This window comes from Pseudomonas sp. GW821-FHT01E10, from assembly GCF_059422365.1.
The window spans coordinates 337,119-355,659 of the sequence record NZ_JBWKWT010000002.1; the positions used below are offsets into that span (position 1 = coordinate 337,119).

Annotated in this window: 14 protein-coding genes; 11 read left to right on the forward strand and 3 right to left on the reverse strand. The window is 60.4% G+C overall.

What is annotated here, in order from left to right; genetic code table 11:
• Positions 1-76: 76 nt before the first annotated feature.
• A complete protein-coding gene (locus AC07V0_RS05225; RefSeq protein ID WP_495019478.1) occupies positions 77-2,518 on the forward strand; it encodes a penicillin-binding protein 1A in 2,442 nt (813 codons plus the stop codon).
• A gap of 133 nt (positions 2,519-2,651) precedes the next feature.
• Here AC07V0_RS05225 and AC07V0_RS05230 read toward each other — a convergent pair whose 3' ends face one another.
• From AC07V0_RS05230 to rpmE, 3 genes are all read right to left on the reverse strand, one after another.
• Positions 2,652-3,920: a malic enzyme-like NAD(P)-binding protein gene (locus tag AC07V0_RS05230; RefSeq protein ID WP_018929144.1), complete on the reverse strand. Its 1,269-nt coding sequence runs from the start codon at positions 3,918-3,920 to the stop codon at positions 2,652-2,654.
• Positions 3,921-4,090: 170 nt separating this feature from the next.
• Entirely contained in the window at positions 4,091-4,891 is an 801-nt protein-coding gene (locus tag AC07V0_RS05235; protein WP_477744138.1) for a thermonuclease family protein, read from the reverse strand.
• Positions 4,892-4,926: 35 nt separating this feature from the next.
• A complete protein-coding gene (gene rpmE, locus AC07V0_RS05240; RefSeq protein ID WP_018929146.1) occupies positions 4,927-5,145 on the reverse strand; it encodes a 50S ribosomal protein L31 in 219 nt (72 codons plus the stop codon).
• Positions 5,146-5,475: 330 nt separating this feature from the next.
• Between rpmE and AC07V0_RS05245 the strand changes: the two genes are divergently transcribed.
• The 10 genes from AC07V0_RS05245 (at position 5,476) to AC07V0_RS05290 (ending at position 18,457) form a co-directional block, all read left to right on the forward strand.
• Entirely contained in the window at positions 5,476-7,695 is a 2,220-nt protein-coding gene (locus tag AC07V0_RS05245) for a primosomal protein N' (RefSeq protein WP_018929148.1), read from the forward strand.
• Positions 7,696-7,861: 166 nt separating this feature from the next.
• Positions 7,862-9,598, forward strand: a complete 1,737-nt coding sequence (gene argS / locus AC07V0_RS05250; protein ID WP_018929149.1) for an arginine--tRNA ligase — start codon at positions 7,862-7,864, stop codon at positions 9,596-9,598.
• Position 9,599: 1 nt separating this feature from the next.
• The gene (locus AC07V0_RS05255; protein ID WP_495019479.1) at positions 9,600-10,310 is read left to right on the forward strand and encodes an SPOR domain-containing protein; all 711 of its coding nucleotides are present in this window, start codon (positions 9,600-9,602) and stop codon (positions 10,308-10,310) included.
• Positions 10,311-10,541: 231 nt separating this feature from the next.
• The gene (hslV, locus tag AC07V0_RS05260) at positions 10,542-11,072 is read left to right on the forward strand and encodes an ATP-dependent protease subunit HslV (RefSeq protein WP_007936812.1); all 531 of its coding nucleotides are present in this window, start codon (positions 10,542-10,544) and stop codon (positions 11,070-11,072) included.
• Between the two features lie 54 nt (positions 11,073-11,126).
• Complete coding sequence (gene hslU / locus AC07V0_RS05265) at positions 11,127-12,467, forward strand: ATP-dependent protease ATPase subunit HslU (RefSeq protein ID WP_019581849.1); 1,341 nt, start codon at positions 11,127-11,129, stop codon at positions 12,465-12,467.
• Between the two features lie 205 nt (positions 12,468-12,672).
• On the forward strand, positions 12,673-13,053 hold the full coding sequence (locus AC07V0_RS05270) for a gamma-butyrobetaine hydroxylase family protein (RefSeq protein WP_018929151.1): 381 nt from the start codon (positions 12,673-12,675) through the stop codon (positions 13,051-13,053).
• Between the two features lie 243 nt (positions 13,054-13,296).
• Complete coding sequence (gene phaC, locus AC07V0_RS05275) at positions 13,297-14,976, forward strand: class II poly(R)-hydroxyalkanoic acid synthase (RefSeq protein WP_026286647.1); 1,680 nt, start codon at positions 13,297-13,299, stop codon at positions 14,974-14,976.
• 134 nt (positions 14,977-15,110) lie between these two features.
• A complete protein-coding gene (gene phaZ, locus AC07V0_RS05280; protein WP_018929153.1) occupies positions 15,111-15,965 on the forward strand; it encodes a poly(3-hydroxyalkanoate) depolymerase in 855 nt (284 codons plus the stop codon).
• A gap of 129 nt (positions 15,966-16,094) precedes the next feature.
• A complete protein-coding gene (phaC, locus tag AC07V0_RS05285; protein WP_111453925.1) occupies positions 16,095-17,777 on the forward strand; it encodes a class II poly(R)-hydroxyalkanoic acid synthase in 1,683 nt (560 codons plus the stop codon).
• Positions 17,778-17,836: 59 nt separating this feature from the next.
• The gene (locus AC07V0_RS05290) at positions 17,837-18,457 is read left to right on the forward strand and encodes a TetR/AcrR family transcriptional regulator (RefSeq protein WP_018929155.1); all 621 of its coding nucleotides are present in this window, start codon (positions 17,837-17,839) and stop codon (positions 18,455-18,457) included.
• The last annotated feature ends 84 nt before the right edge of the window (positions 18,458-18,541 follow it).

Here is an 18,541-nt window from a genome sequence, read left to right on the forward strand (position 1 = left end):
TGCAAGCGCGGGTCATTCTCTTTATAGCCTGAACCCTGATGCCTAATTCATTCTTTGCCCTGGATATCCAAAAGCCTTGATTCGTCTGCTGAAATTCTTCGGTTGGTCCATCGTCGCCGTTTTCTGCGGACTGCTCCTGGGTCTGAGCGGCGCCTTTCTTTACCTTAGCCCTGGATTGCCATCTGTGGAGGCGCTGAGAAGCATTCAGTTGCAGATTCCTTTGCGGGTGTACAGCAGCGACAACAAGTTGATCGCAGAATTTGGCGAAATGCGCCGTACGCCGATCCGTTTCGCCGACATTCCCCCCAATTTCATTAATGCGTTACTAAGTGCTGAAGACGACAATTTCGCCAACCACTACGGCGTCGATCCCAGCAGCCTGATGCGTGCCGCCACCCAGCTGGTAAAGAGCGGACACATTCAGTCCGGCGGCAGCACCATCACCATGCAGGTGGCGAAGAACTTCTTCCTGAGCAGCGAACGCAGCTTCTCGCGCAAAACCACCGAAATCCTCCTGGCCCTGCAGATCGAACGGCAGCTGACCAAGGACGAAATCCTCGAGCTGTACGTCAACAAGATTTATCTGGGCAACCGCGCCTATGGCATCGAGGCAGCGGCGCAGGTCTATTACGGCAAGTCGATTCGTGACGTCAGCCTGGCGCAGATGGCGATGATCGCCGGTCTGCCAAAAGCCCCGTCGCGCTTCAACCCGCTGGCCAACCCGGCCCGCAGCAAGGAGCGTCGCGACTGGATCCTGGGGCGCATGTACAAGCTCGGCAAGATCACCGAAGCCGACTACACCGCGGCGATCAACGAACCGCTGAACGCCAGCTATCACGTGCCGACTCCGGAAGTGAACGCACCGTACGTCGCCGAAATGGCCCGCGCCGAAATGGTCGGTCGCTATGGCAGCGATGCGTACACCGAAGGTTTCCGCGTCACCACCACGGTGCCGAGCGATTTGCAGGAAATGGCCAACAGCGCGGTTCACGAAGGCTTGATGACCTACGATCAACGGCACGGTTATCGCGGCCCCGAGTCACGCCTGCCGGGTAAAACCCGAGAGGCCTGGACCCAGGAACTGACCAAGCAGCGGACCATCAGCAGCCTGGAGCCGGCGATCGTGACCCAGGTCGACAAGAACGGCGTGCAGGTGCTGACCCGCACCGGCGAAGAACACGTTGCCTGGGACACCATGAAGTGGGCCCGTCCGTTCCTGAACACCAACAGCATGGGCGCCAATCCGAAGCAGCCGTCGGACGTCGCGCAGGTCGGCGATCTGATTCGCGTACAACGTCAGCCGGACAATTCGCTCAAATTCAGCCAGATTCCGCAGGCCCAGGGCGCACTGGTGTCCCTCGATCCGCAGAACGGTGCCATTCGTTCCCTGGTCGGCGGTTTTGCCTTCGAGCAGAGCAACTACAACCGCGCCATGCAGGCCAAGCGCCAGCCAGGTTCGAGCTTCAAGCCGTTCGTCTATAGTGCCGCCCTGGATAACGGCTACACCGCCGCCAGCCTGGTGAACGACGCACCGATCGTGTTCGTCGACGAGTACCTGGACAAGGTCTGGCGCCCGAAGAACGACACCAACACCTTCCTCGGCCCTATCCGCATGCGTGAAGCGCTCTACAAGTCGCGCAACCTGGTATCGATCCGCCTGCTGCAAGCGCTGGGCGTCGACCGCACCATCGACTACATCAGCAAGTTCGGCTTCAACAAGCAGGACCTGCCACGCAACCTGTCCCTGGCATTGGGCACCGCGACCCTGACGCCAATGGAGATCGCCACTGGCTGGAGCACCTTCGCCAACGGCGGCTACAAGATTTCCCCGTATATCATCGACAAGATTGAAAGCCGCAACGGCGACACACTGTTCGTTGCCAACCCGCCGAGCGTTCCGAAAGGCAACGTAGTCAGCGACGGCATCGCCGTGCCGGCCACCAATACCTTCACCGTCAACGCCATCCCAGGCGAAGCGCCGGGCGCCCAGCCAGTGTCACAAGCGCCAGCGGTGGCCGAACGTATCATCGATGGTCGCACCACCTACATCCTCAACAGCATGCTTGAGGACGTGATCAAACTCGGCACTGGCCGTCGTGCGCTGGCCTTGGGCCGCAGTGACATTGCGGGCAAGACCGGCACCACCAACGAATCCAAGGACGCCTGGTTCTCCGGCTACAACGCCGATTACGTGACCACCGTCTGGACCGGCTTCGACCAACCGGAAAGCCTGGGTAAACGCGAGTTCGGCGGCACCGTCGCCCTGCCGATCTGGATGAACTACATGGGCGCTGCCCTCAAAGGCAAGCCAGCCCATACCCAGCCAGAACCTGAAGGCATCCTTAGCCTGCGGGTCGACCCGGTCAGCGGTCGTGCAGCCACCCCAAGCACGCCAGGCGCCTACTTTGAGCTGTTCAAGGCCGAAGATACGCCACCGTCGGTGAACGAGCTGGGTAACGGCAATGTGCCGGGCAGCCCGCTACCAGCGGACGAAGCGGCGCCGATCGATTTGTTCTGATCGCCGCAACACCAAAAAGCCCCGCCTTCGAAAGAAGTGCGGGGCTTTTTATTGCCTGCCTGCAAACCACTCAGATACAAAAAAGCCCCGACTCAGAATGAGCCGGGGCCTTTGGTTGAAGCGCTACAACGGCTTAGCCGTTGAACACGTCATCCACGCTTTTCAGCGGGTAGTTCTTCGGATACGGCAGGGTCGCCACGCCGGTCTCGATTGCAGCCTTGGCCACGGCATCGGAGATCAGGGTGATCAGACGGGCATCCATTGGTTTCGGGATGATGTACTCACGACCGAATTCCAGCTTGATGCCGCCGTAGGCATCGCACACTTCCTGAGGCACTGGCAGCTTGGCCAGTTCACGCAGGGCGTTGGCAGCAGCCACTTTCATTTCTTCGTTGATGCGCTTGGCGCGAACGTCCAGGGCACCACGGAAGATGAACGGGAAGCCCAGTACGTTGTTGACCTGGTTCGGGTAGTCCGAACGGCCGGTGGCCATGATCACATCGTTGCGAGTGGCGTGCGCCAGTTCCGGGGAGATTTCCGGATCCGGGTTCGAGCATGCGAACACGATCGGGTTGGCCGCCATGGATTTCAGGCCTTCAGCGCTCAGCAGGTTCGGGCCGGACAGGCCAACAAACACGTCGGCGCCTTCCAGTGCGTCAGCCAGGGTGCGCTTGTCGGTCGCGTGAGCGAAGACGGCCTTGTACTGGTTCAGGTCATCACGGCCGGAGTGGATCACACCGGTACGGTCAACCATGTAGATGTTTTCGATGTTGGCGCCCATGCTCACCAGCAATTTCATGCAGGAGATGGCGGCAGCACCGGCGCCCAGGCAGACGATCTTGGCTTCCGGCAGGGTTTTACCGGCGATTTCCAGGGCGTTGATCATGCCGGCAGCGGTCACGATCGCGGTACCGTGCTGGTCATCGTGGAATACCGGAATGTCGCACTGCTCGATCAGAGCGCGTTCGATTTCAAAGCACTCAGGTGCCTTGATGTCTTCCAGGTTGATGCCACCGAAGGTGATGGAGATACGCTTGACGGTGTCGATGAAGGCTTGCGGGCTTTCGGAGTCGACTTCGATGTCGAACACGTCGATGCCGGCGAAGCGCTTGAACAGAACACCTTTACCTTCCATCACCGGCTTGGAAGCCAATGGACCGAGGTTACCCAGGCCCAGAATCGCGGTGCCATCGGAAATGACTGCAACCAGGTTGCCTTTGCCGGTGTATTTGTAGGCCAGTTCAGGATCGCGGGCGATTTCGCGTACTGGTTCGGCTACGCCGGGGCTGTAGGCCAGCGACAGGTCGCGGGCGGTAGCAGTGGCCTTGGTGAGCTCGACACTCAGCTTCCCTGGACGAGGATTGGCGTGATATTCGAGAGCGGCAGTTTTCAAATCAGACATGTGGGCATTCCGCTTTTTACTGTTGGACAGACGGACCGCCGAGGATACTCGTGTCGCAAAGTCCCCACAAGACTGACCAGTCACCCCTGTCAAGCGCCCTGCCCTACGACTTTGGGCCAAGAGCCACGGAATACAAGGGATAGACTGTTCACAATCTACAGAATAAATGTCTACAATTTTTCTTGCGGCGCGACCTGCAACATCGCCGGATCGGTCAGCGGCAAAAGCCAGCGTGCCTGCCCGGGCTTCAGCCCGCCACGGCGCGAACGATCCACGACCCAGCCACGAGCCTCGATTTGCTTGCCTTTGAGCTTCTCAAGCGACGCGTCATCGAATTGCCCCAGCAAATTGGGTGCAACCCGCAATACAACTGAATCCTGCAACTCGATCCAAACCCCGCCGCGATTGCGCTGAACCTTGCTCACACGACCACTGAGCACGGCGAAGCCGGACGCGTTGATCTGCTCCGCTTTCAGTACAGGTGACTGTCGCCACAGCCCGAGACCGGCCTGACGAGCACTGCGTTCCGCCGCCTGCTGGCAGCCGACCAAATCGACGTTCGGCGCTACCGCGACCTGAAAACCGAGACCTTCAGCAAGCATCTGCGCTTCGAGGTTGGCGCCATCGACGCTGTAGACATGGGCCAGCGTGCGGCCGTAATGGTCCTTGCCTTCTTTACCCGGCAGCAAACCGACCCGCCCGTCGCTGGCGGCCACCAGGGCTTCCAGGCGTTTGCGCGCGGCCTCGGCGAACGGCTCGTCGGAACGACCCTGCTTGCCCAGCTCCGGCGTGTTCAAACCGATCATGCGCACACTGCGCCCATCGCTCAGACGCAAGGTGTCGCCATCCACCACCCGCTGGACTGCGACCGGCGTCAGCCCGCTCGGCGCCGGGCAGAAGGCCTGGGCAGCGGAAAGCCAAATCGCAGACATAAAAAAGGCGCCCGCGAGGGACGCCTTTTTCATCAGCATGGAAAAACCGTAACGGCTTCCCAAGTTGATCGGCCTTAGGCCTTTTTCGCGCCGAAAGCACCGAAACGGTCTGCGAAACGCTGAACGCGGCCGCCAGTGTCCAGAGTCTTTTGCTTACCGGTGTAGAACGGGTGGCATTCGTTGCAAACGTCGATCGCCAGGGCTTTGCCGTAGGTCGAACGGGTTTCGAACTTGTTGCCGCAGCTGCAGGTAACAGCAACTGCTGGGTATTCTGGATGGATATCAGCTTTCATGGTGTCTTCCTCAGGCTAGCGTGCCGCCACCCAACACTATTGTTGAATACCGCACGTAATTAGGCCGCGGATTCTACCAGACCTTTGCAAACACGCAAGCTGTCGTGGGTGCCCTCCATCAGGAAAGACTGTTCAATGTTGACGGCGTCTTTTAACGCCATGCTGCGTTGCTACTCCTCCCCATAGCGCGCTATGAGTCGTCGTAGCGCCTTGCCTGGCATTAAAATCCACTCGTCAACACTTGAACGCTTTCCTGATGGAGGACACAAATCCGACCGTCTGCTAGGCTCCCGGCCTTCGTCATCGCTCCCCTATCGAGAAAACAATCGCGTGCCCAACGCCATTCTGCGCCTCGCCCTGCCTTCGCCCCTGCGCCGCCTGTTCGACTATCGCGCCCCGGCTGGAGTCCTGCGCGCCCAGTTACACCCGGGCATGCGTTTGCGGGTGCCGTTCGGCCGGCGGGAGATGATCGGGATTCTGGTGGAGATCACCGACCACAGCGAAGTCCCGACAGAAAAGCTCAAACCGGCGCTGGCCCTGCTCGATGCCGTACCGCCGCTGCCACCCGCGCTGTTCAAACTGTGCCTGTGGACGTCCCAGTATTATCAGCACAGCCTCGGCGACACGTTGAGCTGGGCGCTGCCGGTGTTGCTGCGTCAGGGTGAACTGGCCGAAGCCCGTCAGGAGCGGTTCTGGTCCGCCGCGCCCGGCGCCAGCCTCGATGACCCGCGCATCGCCCGCGCCCCGCGGCAGCGCGAAGCCCTGGCGACCCTGGCGCAACATCCCCACGGCGTCGCCCATCAGTTGCTGAGCAAACTGATGCTGAGCAAGGACAGCCTCGATCTGTTGCTGGCCAAGGATCTGGTGCAGGTAGACATCCGCAGGCACGCGCCCGGCGCTCGCCACGAACACTGGCTGGCGCAACCGGAATTGCCGCTCAACCCGGAGCAGCGCGCCGCTTATGAAGCGATTCGCGCCGGGTTCGACAGTTATCACGCGTTCCTGCTGGCCGGCGTCACCGGCAGCGGCAAGACCGAAGTCTATTTGCAACTGATCCGCGAAACCCTCGAGGCCGGCAAGCAAGCCCTGGTGCTGATCCCGGAGATCAACCTCGGCCCGCAAACCCTGGCGCGCTTCGAACAGCGCTTCAATGCACGCATCGCACTGATCCACTCCGCCGTCAACGACCGCGAGCGCCTGGACGCCTGGCTGGCCGCGCGGGATGGCGAAGCCGACATTATTATCGGCACCCGTTCGGCGCTGTTCACGCCGATGAAGAACCCCGGTCTGATCATCATCGATGAAGAGCACGACGGCTCCTATAAACAGCAGGAAGGCTTGCGCTACCACGCCCGCGACCTGGCGCTGGTTCGCGCCCGGCAGGAAAACATCCCGATTGTCCTCGGCTCCGCCACGCCTTCACTGGAAAGCCTGCAAAACGCCTACACCGGTCGTTACGGCCTGCTGCGCCTGAATGAGCGCGCCGGAGGTGCCAAGCAACCGCGCTTCCTGCGCCTGGACGTGAAAAGTCGTCCACTGGACAGCGGCATTTCCGGGCCGATGCAGCAAGCCATCGGTCAGACCCTCGCCGCCGGCCAGCAGGTGCTGGTGTTCCTCAACCGTCGAGGGTTCGCCCCGACACTGCTCTGCCACGATTGCGGCTGGATGTCCGAATGCCAGCGTTGCGACGCGCGAATGACCGTGCACCAGCGCTCGGGCGAATTGCGCTGCCATCATTGTGGCTACGTCGAGCGCGTGCCTCGGCATTGCCCGAAGTGCGGCAAGGTCGATTTGCGGCCCGTGGGCGCCGGTACCGAGCGTGCCGAGGAACGCCTGGGGATTCTGTTCCCGGACGTTCCGGTGCTGCGGGTCGACCGCGACAGTACTTCACGCAAAGACGCGATGAATCAGTTGTTCGCGACCATCCAGAAAGGCCAGCCGTGCATTCTGGTCGGCACACAGATGCTTGCCAAAGGGCACCACTTCCCTCGGGTGACCCTGGTGTCGATTCTCGATGCCGACGGCGGGTTGTTCTCTGGCGACTTCCGCGCCAGCGAGCGCATGGCGCAGTTGATCGTGCAGGTCGCCGGGCGCGCGGGGCGGGCCGAAGAACCGGGCAAAGTGATCATCCAGACGCACCTGGCGGACCACCCGCTGCTGGTGCAACTGACCGAACAGGGCTACTTCGCCTTCGCCGAACAGGCGCTGAGCGAGCGCCGCTCCGCCGGGTTGCCGCCATTTGCGCATCTCGCGCTGCTGCGGGCCGAAGCGCACAAACCGGGGCAGGCCGAAGGGTTCCTCGATGAAGCGTGCAGTGAGGCCGAACGACTGCTGACCGAACAGCATCTGACCGGTATCGAGTTGCTGGGGCCGGTTCCGGCACCGATGGAGCGCCGGGCCGGGCGCTATCGCGCACAGTTATTGCTGCAAGCCACGGCCCGGGCGCCGCTGCATCGATTGTTGAGCAGTTGGTTGCTGGCTTTGGAGCAGATGCCCAGTGGGCGGGCAGTGCGTTGGTCTTTGGATGTCGACCCTGTGGATTTGTATTGATTGGAAGGTTGCTATCGCGAGCAAGCCCGCGATAGCGGTCGAATAGTCACCACATATCCATAACCTGCCCGCTATAGTTGGCAAGCCCGTCTTCGCAACGGATAATGCCCAGTTTTTCCACTAGCGCACTGAAGCGCCGCCGCGCCTGCGGTCGAAAGAGAAGACCATGAAAGACACCATTCGCCAGCTGATCCAACAAGCCATCACCCAACTCGTCAACGAAGGTGTGTTGCCTGAAGGCCTGTCGCCGGCGATCCAGGTGGAAAACTCCCGTGACAAGACTCACGGCGACTTCGCCAGCAACATCGCGATGATGCTGGCCAAACCGGCCGGCATGAAACCCCGTGACCTGGCCGAGAAAATCATCGCCGCGCTGCCGGCTGACGAAAACGTCTCCAAAGCCGAAATCGCCGGCCCTGGCTTCCTGAACTTCTTCCAGAACACCCAAGCCCTGGCGACCCGCCTGGACGCGGCCCTGGCCGACGACCACATCGGCGTACGCAAGGCCGGCCCGGTGCAGCGCACCGTGGTTGACCTGTCGGCCCCAAACCTGGCCAAAGAGATGCACGTCGGCCACTTGCGCTCGACCATCATCGGCGACGGCGTGGCCCGGGTGCTGGAGTTCCTCGGCGACACCGTGATCCGTCAGAACCATGTCGGCGACTGGGGTACCCAGTTCGGCATGCTGATGGCTTATCTGCAGGAAAACCCGATCACCAGCGACGAGCTGTCGGACCTGGAAAACTTCTACCGCGCCGCCAAGCAGCGCTTCGACGAGTCCGAAGAGTTCGCCGACCGCGCCCGCGGCCTGGTGGTCAAGCTGCAAGCCGGCGACCCGGACTGCCTGGCCCTATGGACCAAGTTCAAGGACATCTCGCTGTCCCACTGCCAGAAAATCTACGAACTGCTGAACGTCAAACTGACCATGGCCGACGTGATGGGTGAAAGCGCCTATAACGACGACCTGATCAACGTGGTCAACGACCTCAAGGCCAAAGGCATGCTGGTCGAGAGCAACGGCGCCCAGTGCGTGTTCCTCGACGAGTTCAAGAACGCCGAGGGCGAACCGCTGCCAGTGATCATCGTCAAGGCCGATGGCGGCTACCTCTATGCCACCACCGACCTGGCGGCCGTGCGCTACCGCAGCGGCGTGCTGAAAGCCGATCGCGCGCTGTACTTCGTTGACCAGCGCCAGGCCCTGCACTTCCAGCAGGTGTTCGCCGTCGCCCGCAAGGCCGGCTTCGTGACCCATCCGATGGAAATGGAACACATGGGCTTCGGCACCATGAACGGCGCCGATGGCCGCCCGTTCAAAACCCGTGACGGCGGCACCGTGAAGTTGATCGACCTGCTGACCGAAGCCCAGGAACGCGCCTACACGCTGGTGAAGGAGAAGAACCCGGAGTTGGCCGAAGACGAGCTGCGCAACATCGCCAAGGTCGTGGGCATTGGCGCGGTGAAGTACGCCGACCTGTCCAAGCACCGCACCAGCGACTACAGCTTCAACTTCGACCTGATGCTGAACTTCGAAGGCAACACCGCACCGTACCTGCTGTACGCCTACACCCGAGTGGCCGGCGTGTTCCGCAAGCTCGGCAAGGACTTCAGCGAAGTCGAAGGGCAAATCGTCCTCGAAGCGCCGCACGAACATGAGCTGGCGGCGAAACTGGCGCAGTTCGGCGAAATCCTGAATAACGTGTCCGACAAAGGCACGCCGCACATTCTCTGCACCTACCTGTACGATGTTGCCGGCCTGTTCTCCAGTTTCTACGAGAACTGCCCGATCCTCGGCGCCGATACCCCGGCGCAAATGCAGAGCCGTTTGCGCCTTGCTGCGTTGACCGGCCGCACTCTCAAGCAAGGCCTGGAACTCTTGGGTCTGGAAACTCTGGAGCGTATGTAAGTTGGCTGCCAAGAAAAAACCTGCACCCAAGCGTGGCGCCAGCCGTTACCAAGCTCCTGCAAAGCAACCGATCCCAGGCTGGCTGTGGATGGCCATCGGCCTGACGGTCGGCGCGTTCATTGTGTTCCTGATGAAGCTGGAGCCGGGCAAGGGCAGTGACAGCGTCAAGCGCGAGAAGGTCGAGCAACAGCAGAAAGCTACCAAGATCGCCGAAGCCAACAAGACCCCGCCGAGCCCGACGCAACCGGTGAAGCCGAAGTACGACTTCTACACCTTGCTGCCGGAATCGGAAGTGATCGTGCCGCCGGATGCGGTACCGGAGAAAACCCTGCCGACGCCACAAGTGCCGGCCGTGCCGACCACGCCGGTGACGCCTGCGGAAGCGGCGAAGATCGACACCGCCCGGGCTCAGGCGGCATTGGCCGGCATCACTCCGCCGCCAGCGCCACCGGTGGCTAAAGCGGCGCCAGTGACCAAGTTCTTCCTGCAGGCCGGTTCGTTCCGCAAGCAAGCCGATGCCGACAAGGTTCGGGCGCAGATCATCCTGCTGGGTCAGGCCGTGGCGGTTGAATCCGGCACGGTGAAGGACGAGACCTGGTACCGGGTGCTGGTCGGCCCGTTCAGCAACCGAGAACAACTGACCACCGCCCAGAAACAATTGGCGGGCAGTGGCTTCAGTAACCTGTTGTTACAACGACGCCAGAGCCGCTAATTTCGTCAAGGACACTGCGTCATCGTTCTTCGCGGGCAAGCCTCGCTCCTACAGGATCACGTAAATCTCTGTAGGAGCGAGGCTTGCCCGCGAAGGCGTCAGAACAGACAACACATTCATCCCTGCCCACCACCGCTCGTCCCCCGCCGCGTCCTACAGTTGAAAAACGCTCCACCACCCCCATATGAGTTGGCATAAGGCATTTTCGCCCCGCTGCGTGGAGACTCTCCCTTGACCACCATCGTTTCAGTTCGCCGCCACGGCAAAGTCGTCATGGGCGGCGACGGCCAGGTTTCGCTCGGCAATACCGTGATGAAAGGCAACGCGAAGAAAGTTCGCCGCCTGTACCACGGTCAGGTTATCGCCGGTTTTGCCGGGGCTACCGCTGACGCCTTCACCCTCTTCGAACGTTTTGAAGGCCAACTCGAAAAACATCAGGGCCACCTGGTTCGCGCCGCTGTCGAACTCGCCAAAGAATGGCGCACTGACCGCTCCCTCAGCCGCCTCGAAGCCATGCTCGCGGTCGCCAACAAGGATGCCTCTCTGATCATCACCGGCAACGGTGACGTGGTTGAGCCTGAAGAAGGCCTGATCGCCATGGGTTCCGGCGGCGGCTACGCCCAGGCTGCGGCCAGCGCGCTGTTGAAAAAGACCGACCTGTCGGCCCGGGAAATCGTCGAAACCGCTTTGGGCATCGCTGGCGACATCTGCGTGTTCACCAACCACAACATCACCATCGAGGAGCAGGATCTCGCTGAGTAAGCCTGTCTTGGCCTAGCGCCACGGCTCACTTTTGCTTGAGGACCGCCAATTACTATGCCCATGACCCCCCGTGAAATCGTCCACGAACTCAATCGCCATATCATCGGCCAGGACGATGCCAAACGCGCCGTCGCCATTGCCTTGCGCAACCGCTGGCGCCGGATGCAGCTGCCCGAAGAGCTGCGCGTCGAAGTCACCCCCAAGAACATTCTGATGATCGGCCCGACCGGCGTCGGTAAAACCGAGATCGCCCGCCGCCTGGCCAAACTCGCCAACGCACCGTTCATCAAAGTCGAAGCAACCAAGTTCACCGAAGTCGGCTACGTCGGCCGCGACGTCGAGTCGATCATTCGCGATCTGGCTGATGCCGCGATCAAACTGCTGCGCGAACAGGAAATGACCAAGGTTCGCCACCGCGCCGAAGACGCCGCCGAAGAACGTATCCTCGACGCCTTGCTGCCACCGGCACGCATGGGTTTCAGCAACGAAGACGCCGCCCCGGCCCAGGATTCCAACACCCGCCAGCTGTTCCGCAAACGCCTGCGTGAAGGTCAGCTGGACGACAAGGAGATCGAAATCGAAGTCGCCGAAATCACCGGCGTCGATATCTCCGCACCACCGGGCATGGAAGAAATGACCAACCAGTTGCAGAGCCTGTTCGCCAACATGGGCAAGGGCAAGCGCAAGAGCCGCAAGCTCAAGGTCAAGGAAGCGCTGAAACTGGTTCGCGACGAAGAAGCCGGTCGCCTGGTCAACGAAGAAGAGTTGAAGGCCAAGGCGCTGGAAGCTGTCGAACAGCACGGCATCGTGTTCATCGACGAAATCGACAAGGTCGCCAAGCGCGGCAATACCGGTGGCGTCGATGTATCCCGTGAAGGCGTACAGCGCGACTTGCTGCCGCTGATCGAAGGCTGCACCGTCAACACCAAACTGGGCATGGTCAAGACCGACCACATCCTGTTCATCGCCTCTGGCGCATTCCACCTGAGCAAGCCGAGTGATCTGGTGCCGGAGCTGCAAGGTCGCCTGCCGATTCGGGTCGAACTCAAGGCCCTGAGCCCGGAAGATTTCGAGCGTATCCTCAGCGAACCGCATGCCTCTCTCACCGAGCAGTATTGCGCGCTGCTGAAAACCGAAGGGCTGCTCATCGAGTTCCAGCCGGACGGCATCAAGCGTATTGCCGAGATTGCCTGGCAGGTCAACGAGAAGACCGAGAACATCGGCGCCCGTCGCCTGCACACCTTGCTGGAGCGTCTGCTTGAAGAGGTGTCGTTCAGTGCCGGCGATCTGGCCAGCACCCATGACGAAAAGGCGATCCTGATCGATGCCGATTACGTCAATAGCCACTTGGGCGAATTGGCGCAGAACGAAGACCTGTCCCGTTATATCCTGTAGGTCTCATTCTGTGTGAGCGGGCTTCCGTGGCGAGGGAGCTTGCTCCCGCTGGGTCGCGAAGCGGCCCCAAAGTCGGTGAATGCGGTTTATCTACAAGACCTCATTCGCCGGATTTACGACTGCTACGCAGCCGAGCGGGAGCAAGCTCCCTCGCCACAGATCACCCGCCGACACAGGGCCTTCATACAAACGGAAGATCGGCCCCATGACGACCCAACTCCCCACCGACATCAAACTGCACAAAGCCTCGAAAACCCTGACGCTCAAATACGCGTCCGGCGAGGAGTATCACCTGCCCGCAGAATTCCTTCGCGTGCACTCTCCTTCCGCCGAGGTCCAGGGCCACGGCAAACCTATCCTGCAATTTGGCAAGATCGGCGTAGGCCTGAGCAAGGTCGAACCAGCCGGTCAGTACGCACTGAAATTGACCTTCGACGACGGCCACGACAGCGGCCTGTTCACCTGGGAATATCTGTACCAGTTGGCGGTGCGCCAAGAGGATCTGTGGAACGATTATCTTGCCGAACTCAAAGCGGCCGGAAAGACCCGTGATCCGAACGAGTCGGTCGTCAAGCTGATGCTCTAGGTCAGGCCTCGAGGTATTTAGAGGGCATTTTCTAATTCCATCTGTTTGAATGCTTGGCTGCCGGGTCAACGATTGGCCCGCTTGCGAAAAAAATTAAACTCGGGTAACCAATGGAGCTGGCAAGTTCCGTGCATTTGTAGCTATGCGCAATTAACGGTCACCCCGAGCAGTAGTACCTGGCGTTTGCTGTGTGACTACACAGCTGGGCTCAGGTACTCGCCTCAGGACAATGGAGCGTCGTAGATGAGTAACAAGCAAAACGATGACCTGAAATTCCAGGCTTCAGAAAATACCTTGGGACTGAATCCTGTTGTTGGGCTGCGTAGAAAGGATCTACTGGGCTCTGCCCGAATGGTGCTGACCCAGGCCATCAGACAACCCATCCACAGTGCCAGGCACGTCGCCCATTTCGGCATCGAACTCAAGAACGTGCTGTTCGGAAAATCCGAGCTTCAACCGCAAAGCGACGACCGCCGTTTCCTCGACCCGGCCTGGAGCCAGAACCCTCTCTACAAACGTTATTTGCAAACTTATCTGGCGTGGCGCAAGGAGCTCCATACCTGGATCGATAAGAGCAATCTCTCGCCCAAGGACGTCGCTCGCGGGCATTTCGTGATCAACCTCATGACCGAAGCCATGGCCCCGACCAACACGGCAGCCAACCCGGCGGCGGTCAAACGCTTCTTCGAAACCGGCGGCAAAAGCCTGCTCGACGGCCTCTCTCATCTGGCCAAGGATCTGATCCACAACGGCGGGATGCCGAGCCAGGTCAACATGGGCGCGTTCGAAGTCGGCAAGAGCCTGGGTGTGACCGAAGGCGCGGTGGTCTTTCGCAACGACGTGCTGGAGCTGATCCAGTACAAGCCGATCACCGAGCAAGTGCATGAACGCCCACTGCTGGTGGTGCCGCCGCAAATCAACAAGTTCTATGTTTTCGACCTCAGCCCGGACAAGAGCCTGGCGCGCTTCTGCCTGCGCAACAACATGCAGACGTTCATCGTCAGCTGGCGCAACCCGACCAAGGAACAACGCGAGTGGGGTCTGTCGACCTACATCGAAGCGCTCAAGGAGGCGGTCGACGTGGTCACCGCGATCACCGGCAGCAAAGACGTGAACATGCTCGGTGCCTGCTCCGGCGGCATTACCTGCACCGCGCTGCTGGGTCATTACGCAGCGATCGGCGAGAAGAAAGTAAACGCCCTGACGCTGCTGGTCAGCGTGCTCGACACCACCCTCGACAGCGACGTGGCCCTGTTCGTCGACGAGCAGACTCTCGAAGCCGCCAAGCGCCACTCCTACCAGGCCGGTGTGCTGGAAGGTCGCGATATGGCGAAAGTCTTCGCCTGGATGCGTCCCAACGACTTGATCTGGAACTACTGGGTCAACAACTACCTGTTGGGCAACGAGCCACCGGTGTTCGACATTCTGTTCTGGAACAACGACACCACTCGCCTGCCGGCCGCTTTCCACGGCGACCTGATCGAGATGTTCAAAAACAACCCACTGATCCGCCCCAATGCACTGGAAGTGTGCGGCACACCGATCGACCTCAAACAGGTCGATGCCGACATCTTTTCCCTGGCCGGCACCAACGATCACATCACCCCGTGGAAGTCCTGCTACAAGTCGGCACAACTGTTCGGCGGCAAGGTCGAGTTCGTGCTGTCCAGCAGCGGACATATCCAGAGCATTCTGAACCCGCCGGGCAATCCGAAAGCACGCTACATGACCAGCACCGACATGCCGGTCAAGGCCGAGGACTGGATGGAAAACTCCACCAAGCACACCGACTCCTGGTGGTTGCATTGGCAGGCGTGGCAGGCCGAACGCTCGGGCAAACTGAAGAAATCCCCCGCCAACCTTGGCAACAAGGCCTATCCCGCGGGTGAGGCGTCGCCAGGCACGTATGTGCACGAACGTTGAGCTTCAAACAACTCGCAGTCCGCGGCACTGGGAGGTGCCGCGATTGTCATTAATCAGCCTCGAGGCCAGCCTCGAACATTCTGCGACGGCCCGGGATGGCCCAATCAGCGTTTAAAACTTACAGGGCTTCGTGCATGCCGCAACCGTTCGTATTCCGTACCGTCAACCTGGATGGGCAGACCCTCCGCACCGCGGTACGCCCCGGCAAACCTCACTTGACGCCCTTGCTGGTTTTCAATGGCATCGGCGCCAACCTGGAGCTGATATTTCCGTTCGTCCAGGCACTGGATCCGGACCTGGAAGTCATCGCCTTCGACGTACCCGGTGTCGGCGGCTCATCGACGCCCAGCCGGCCGTATCGCTTTTCGGGCCTGGCGAAACTGACGGCGCGAATGCTCGATTATCTCGATTACGGGCAAGTCAATGTGATCGGCGTGTCATGGGGTGGCGCCCTGGCGCAGCAATTTGCCTATGACTATCCCGAGCGCTGCAAGAAGCTGGTGCTGGCAGCCACGGCGGCCGGCACAGTGATGGTGCCGGGCAAACCGAAAGTGCTATGGATGATGGCCAGCCCACGACGCTACATCCAGCCGTCCCATGTGATTCGCATCGCGCCGATGATCTATGGCGGCTCGTTCCGTCGCGATCCGACCCTGGCGGCCAGTCACGCCGCGCGGGTTCGCTCGGCAGGCAAACTGGGCTACTACTGGCAGCTATTCGCCGGGTTCGGCTGGACCAGCATTCACTGGCTGCACAAGATCCACCAGCCGACCCTGGTGCTGGCCGGCGACGACGACCCACTGATCCCGCTGATCAATATGCGCATGCTGGCCTGGCGAATTCCCAACGCCCAATTGCACATCATCGACGACGGGCATCTGTTCTTGATTACCCGGGCCGAAGCGGTGGCACCGATCATCATGAAGTTTCTCGAAGAGGAACGTCAGCGCGCAGTGATGCATCCGCATCCGGCGCCATCGGGCAGTTGACCGGCCCCGGATTTGGTTCAGGAAAAGAGCGTCGACAGGACGTCGTACCGCGCAACAATCCGCAACAACGTCTATGGTGATTTGTTCGGTGAGTTTGTTTTTGGCCTGATGACGAAGGAGTGTTGACTCATGCGCGACAAACCAGCGAAGGGCTCCTTGCCCACTCCCGCTGCATTCATCAACGCACAGAGTGCGGTTACCGGTCTGCGCGGCCGGGACTTGCTTTCAACCTTGCGCAGCCTGGCCACCCATGGCCTGCGCAACCCGGTGTACACGGCCCGGCATGCCTTGAAGCTGGGGGGCCAGCTTGGCCGCGTGTTGTTGGGTGAAACCCTGCACCCGATCAATCCGCAAGACAATCGCTTTGCCGACCCGGCGTGGAGCCTCAACCCTTTTTATCGCCGCAGCTTGCAGGCCTACCTGAGTTGGCAGAAGGAGGTCAAAAACTGGATCGACGAGAGCAACCTGAGCCCGGACGATCGCGCCCGCGCCCACTTTGCGTTTGCCTTGATCAACGACGCCGTGGCGCCGTCCAACACCCTGCTCAATCCGCTGGCGGTCAAGGAGATCTTCAACTCTGGCGGTCACAGCCTGGTGCGGGGTATCGGCCATTTGCTTGACGATCTGCTGCACAACGACGGCTTGCCCAGACAGGTCACCAAACAAGCATTCGAGGTAGGCAAGACAGTCGCCACCACCACCGGCTCCGTGGTGTTTCGCAATGAGCTGCTGGAACTGATCCAGTACAAGCCGATGAGCGAAAAACAGTATTCCAAGCCGTTGCTGATCGTGCCGCCACAGATCAACAAGTTCTACATTTTCGACTTGAGCCCCAGTAACAGCTTCGTCCAGTTCGCCCTTAAAAACGGCTTGCAGACCTTCGTGATCAGCTGGCGCAATCCTGATGTGCGTCACCGCGAATGGGGGCTGTCGTCTTACGTCGAAGCCACCGAAGAAGCGATGAATGTGTGCCGGGCGATTACCGGCTCCCGCGACGTCAACCTGATGGGTGCCTGCGCCGGCGGGCTGACCATCGCCGCGCTGCAAGGGCACTTGCAGGCCAAGCGGCAGCTGCGGCGGGTGTCCAGCGCGACCTATCTGGTCAGCCTGCTCGACAGTCAGATAGAAAGCCCGGCCACCCTCTTCGTCGACGAACAAACGCTGGAAGCGGCCAAGCGCCGCTCATATCAGAAGGGCGTTCTGGAAGGTCGCGACATGGCCAGGGTTTTTGCCTGGATGCGCCCCAACGATTTGATCTGGAATTACTTCGTCAATAACTACCTGCTGGGCAAGGAGCCACCGGCGTTCGACATCCTCTACTGGAACAATGACAACACGCGCCTGCCGGCAGCGTTTCATGGCGATCTGCTGGACTTCTTCAAGCACAACCCGCTGAGTCATCCGGGTGGGCTGGAAGTGTGCGGCACACCGATCGACCTGCAGAAAGTCACCGTCGACAGTTTCAGCGTGGCCGGCATGAACGATCACATCACCCCGTGGGATGCGGTGTACCGCTCGACCTTGCTGCTGGGTGGCGAGCGACGCTTCGTGCTGTCGAGCAGCGGTCATGTGCAGAGCATTCTCAACCCGCCGCACAACTCGAAAGCCAACTACGTCGAGAACCCGAAACTGAGCAGCGACCCGCGGGCCTGGTATTACGACGCCAAACGCGTCGACGGCAGTTGGTGGACACAATGGCTGAGCTGGATTCAGGAACGCTCCGGCGCACTACACGAAACCAAGATGACCCTCGGCAACCAGAACTATCCACCGATGGAGGCGGCACCCGGTACTTACGTGCGCGTGCGCTGACGTTCAATGAACCACGGCCGCCAATGGCCGTGGCCTGACTCGACCATTAAGAAGACTGGATGAAAACCCGCGACCGGATTCTCGAATGTGCCCTGCAGTTGTTCAATCAGAAGGGCGAACCGAACGTGTCCACCATGGAGGTGGCCAACGAAATGGGCATCAGCCCCGGCAACCTCTACTACCACTTCCACGGCAAGGAGCCGCTGATCCTGGGGCTGTTCGAACGCTTCCAGACCGAACTGACGCCCTTGCTCGATCCACCGTCCGATGTGGAATTGGCACCCGAAGATTACTGGCTGTTCCTGCACCTGATCGTCGAACGCCTGGCCCAATACCGGTTTCTGTTCCAGGACTTGTCGAACCTTGCCGGCCGCCTGCCGAAACTGGCCAAGGGGATACGCAACCTGCTCAATGCGTTGAAGCGCACACTGGCTTCATTGCTGGCACAGTTGAAGGCTCAGGGGCAGTTGGTCAGCGACACCCAGGCATTGGGGCAACTGGTGGAGCAAATCACCATGACATTGCTGTTCTCGCTGGACTATCAGCGGATTCTCGACCGTGAAGGTGAAGTACGACTGGTGGTGTACCAGATCATGATGCTGGTGGCGCCGCACTTGTTGCCGCCGGTCAAAGTCGCGACCGAGCGGTTGGCGTTGCAGTACCTCGAAGAGCACAACTGACCCGGTGGGTCTTCGATGGCTTCTGGAATCCATGCACAAACAAAAACGCCCGACCTTTACAGGCCGGGCGTTTTTTTGCGTCCT

Bases quoted from the DNA above. Each gene is read 5' to 3' on its own strand.
- AC07V0_RS05230 (WP_018929144.1), bottom strand. From the start codon at position 3,920: ATGTCTGATTTGAAAACTGCCGCTCTCGAATATCACGCCAATCCTCGT.
- AC07V0_RS05235 (WP_477744138.1), bottom strand. From the start codon at position 4,891: ATGCTGATGAAAAAGGCGTCCCTCGCGGGCGCCTTTTTTATGTCTGCG.
- rpmE (WP_018929146.1), bottom strand. From the start codon at position 5,145: ATGAAAGCTGATATCCATCCAGAATACCCAGCAGTTGCTGTTACCTGC.
- argS (WP_018929149.1), top strand. From the start codon at position 7,862: ATGAAAGACACCATTCGCCAGCTGATCCAACAAGCCATCACCCAACTC.
- hslU (WP_019581849.1), top strand. From the start codon at position 11,127: ATGCCCATGACCCCCCGTGAAATCGTCCACGAACTCAATCGCCATATC.
- AC07V0_RS05270 (WP_018929151.1), top strand. From the start codon at position 12,673: ATGACGACCCAACTCCCCACCGACATCAAACTGCACAAAGCCTCGAAA.
- phaC (WP_026286647.1), top strand. From the start codon at position 13,297: ATGAGTAACAAGCAAAACGATGACCTGAAATTCCAGGCTTCAGAAAAT.
- phaZ (WP_018929153.1), top strand. From the start codon at position 15,111: ATGCCGCAACCGTTCGTATTCCGTACCGTCAACCTGGATGGGCAGACC.
- phaC (WP_111453925.1), top strand. From the start codon at position 16,095: ATGCGCGACAAACCAGCGAAGGGCTCCTTGCCCACTCCCGCTGCATTC.
- AC07V0_RS05290 (WP_018929155.1), top strand. From the start codon at position 17,837: ATGAAAACCCGCGACCGGATTCTCGAATGTGCCCTGCAGTTGTTCAAT.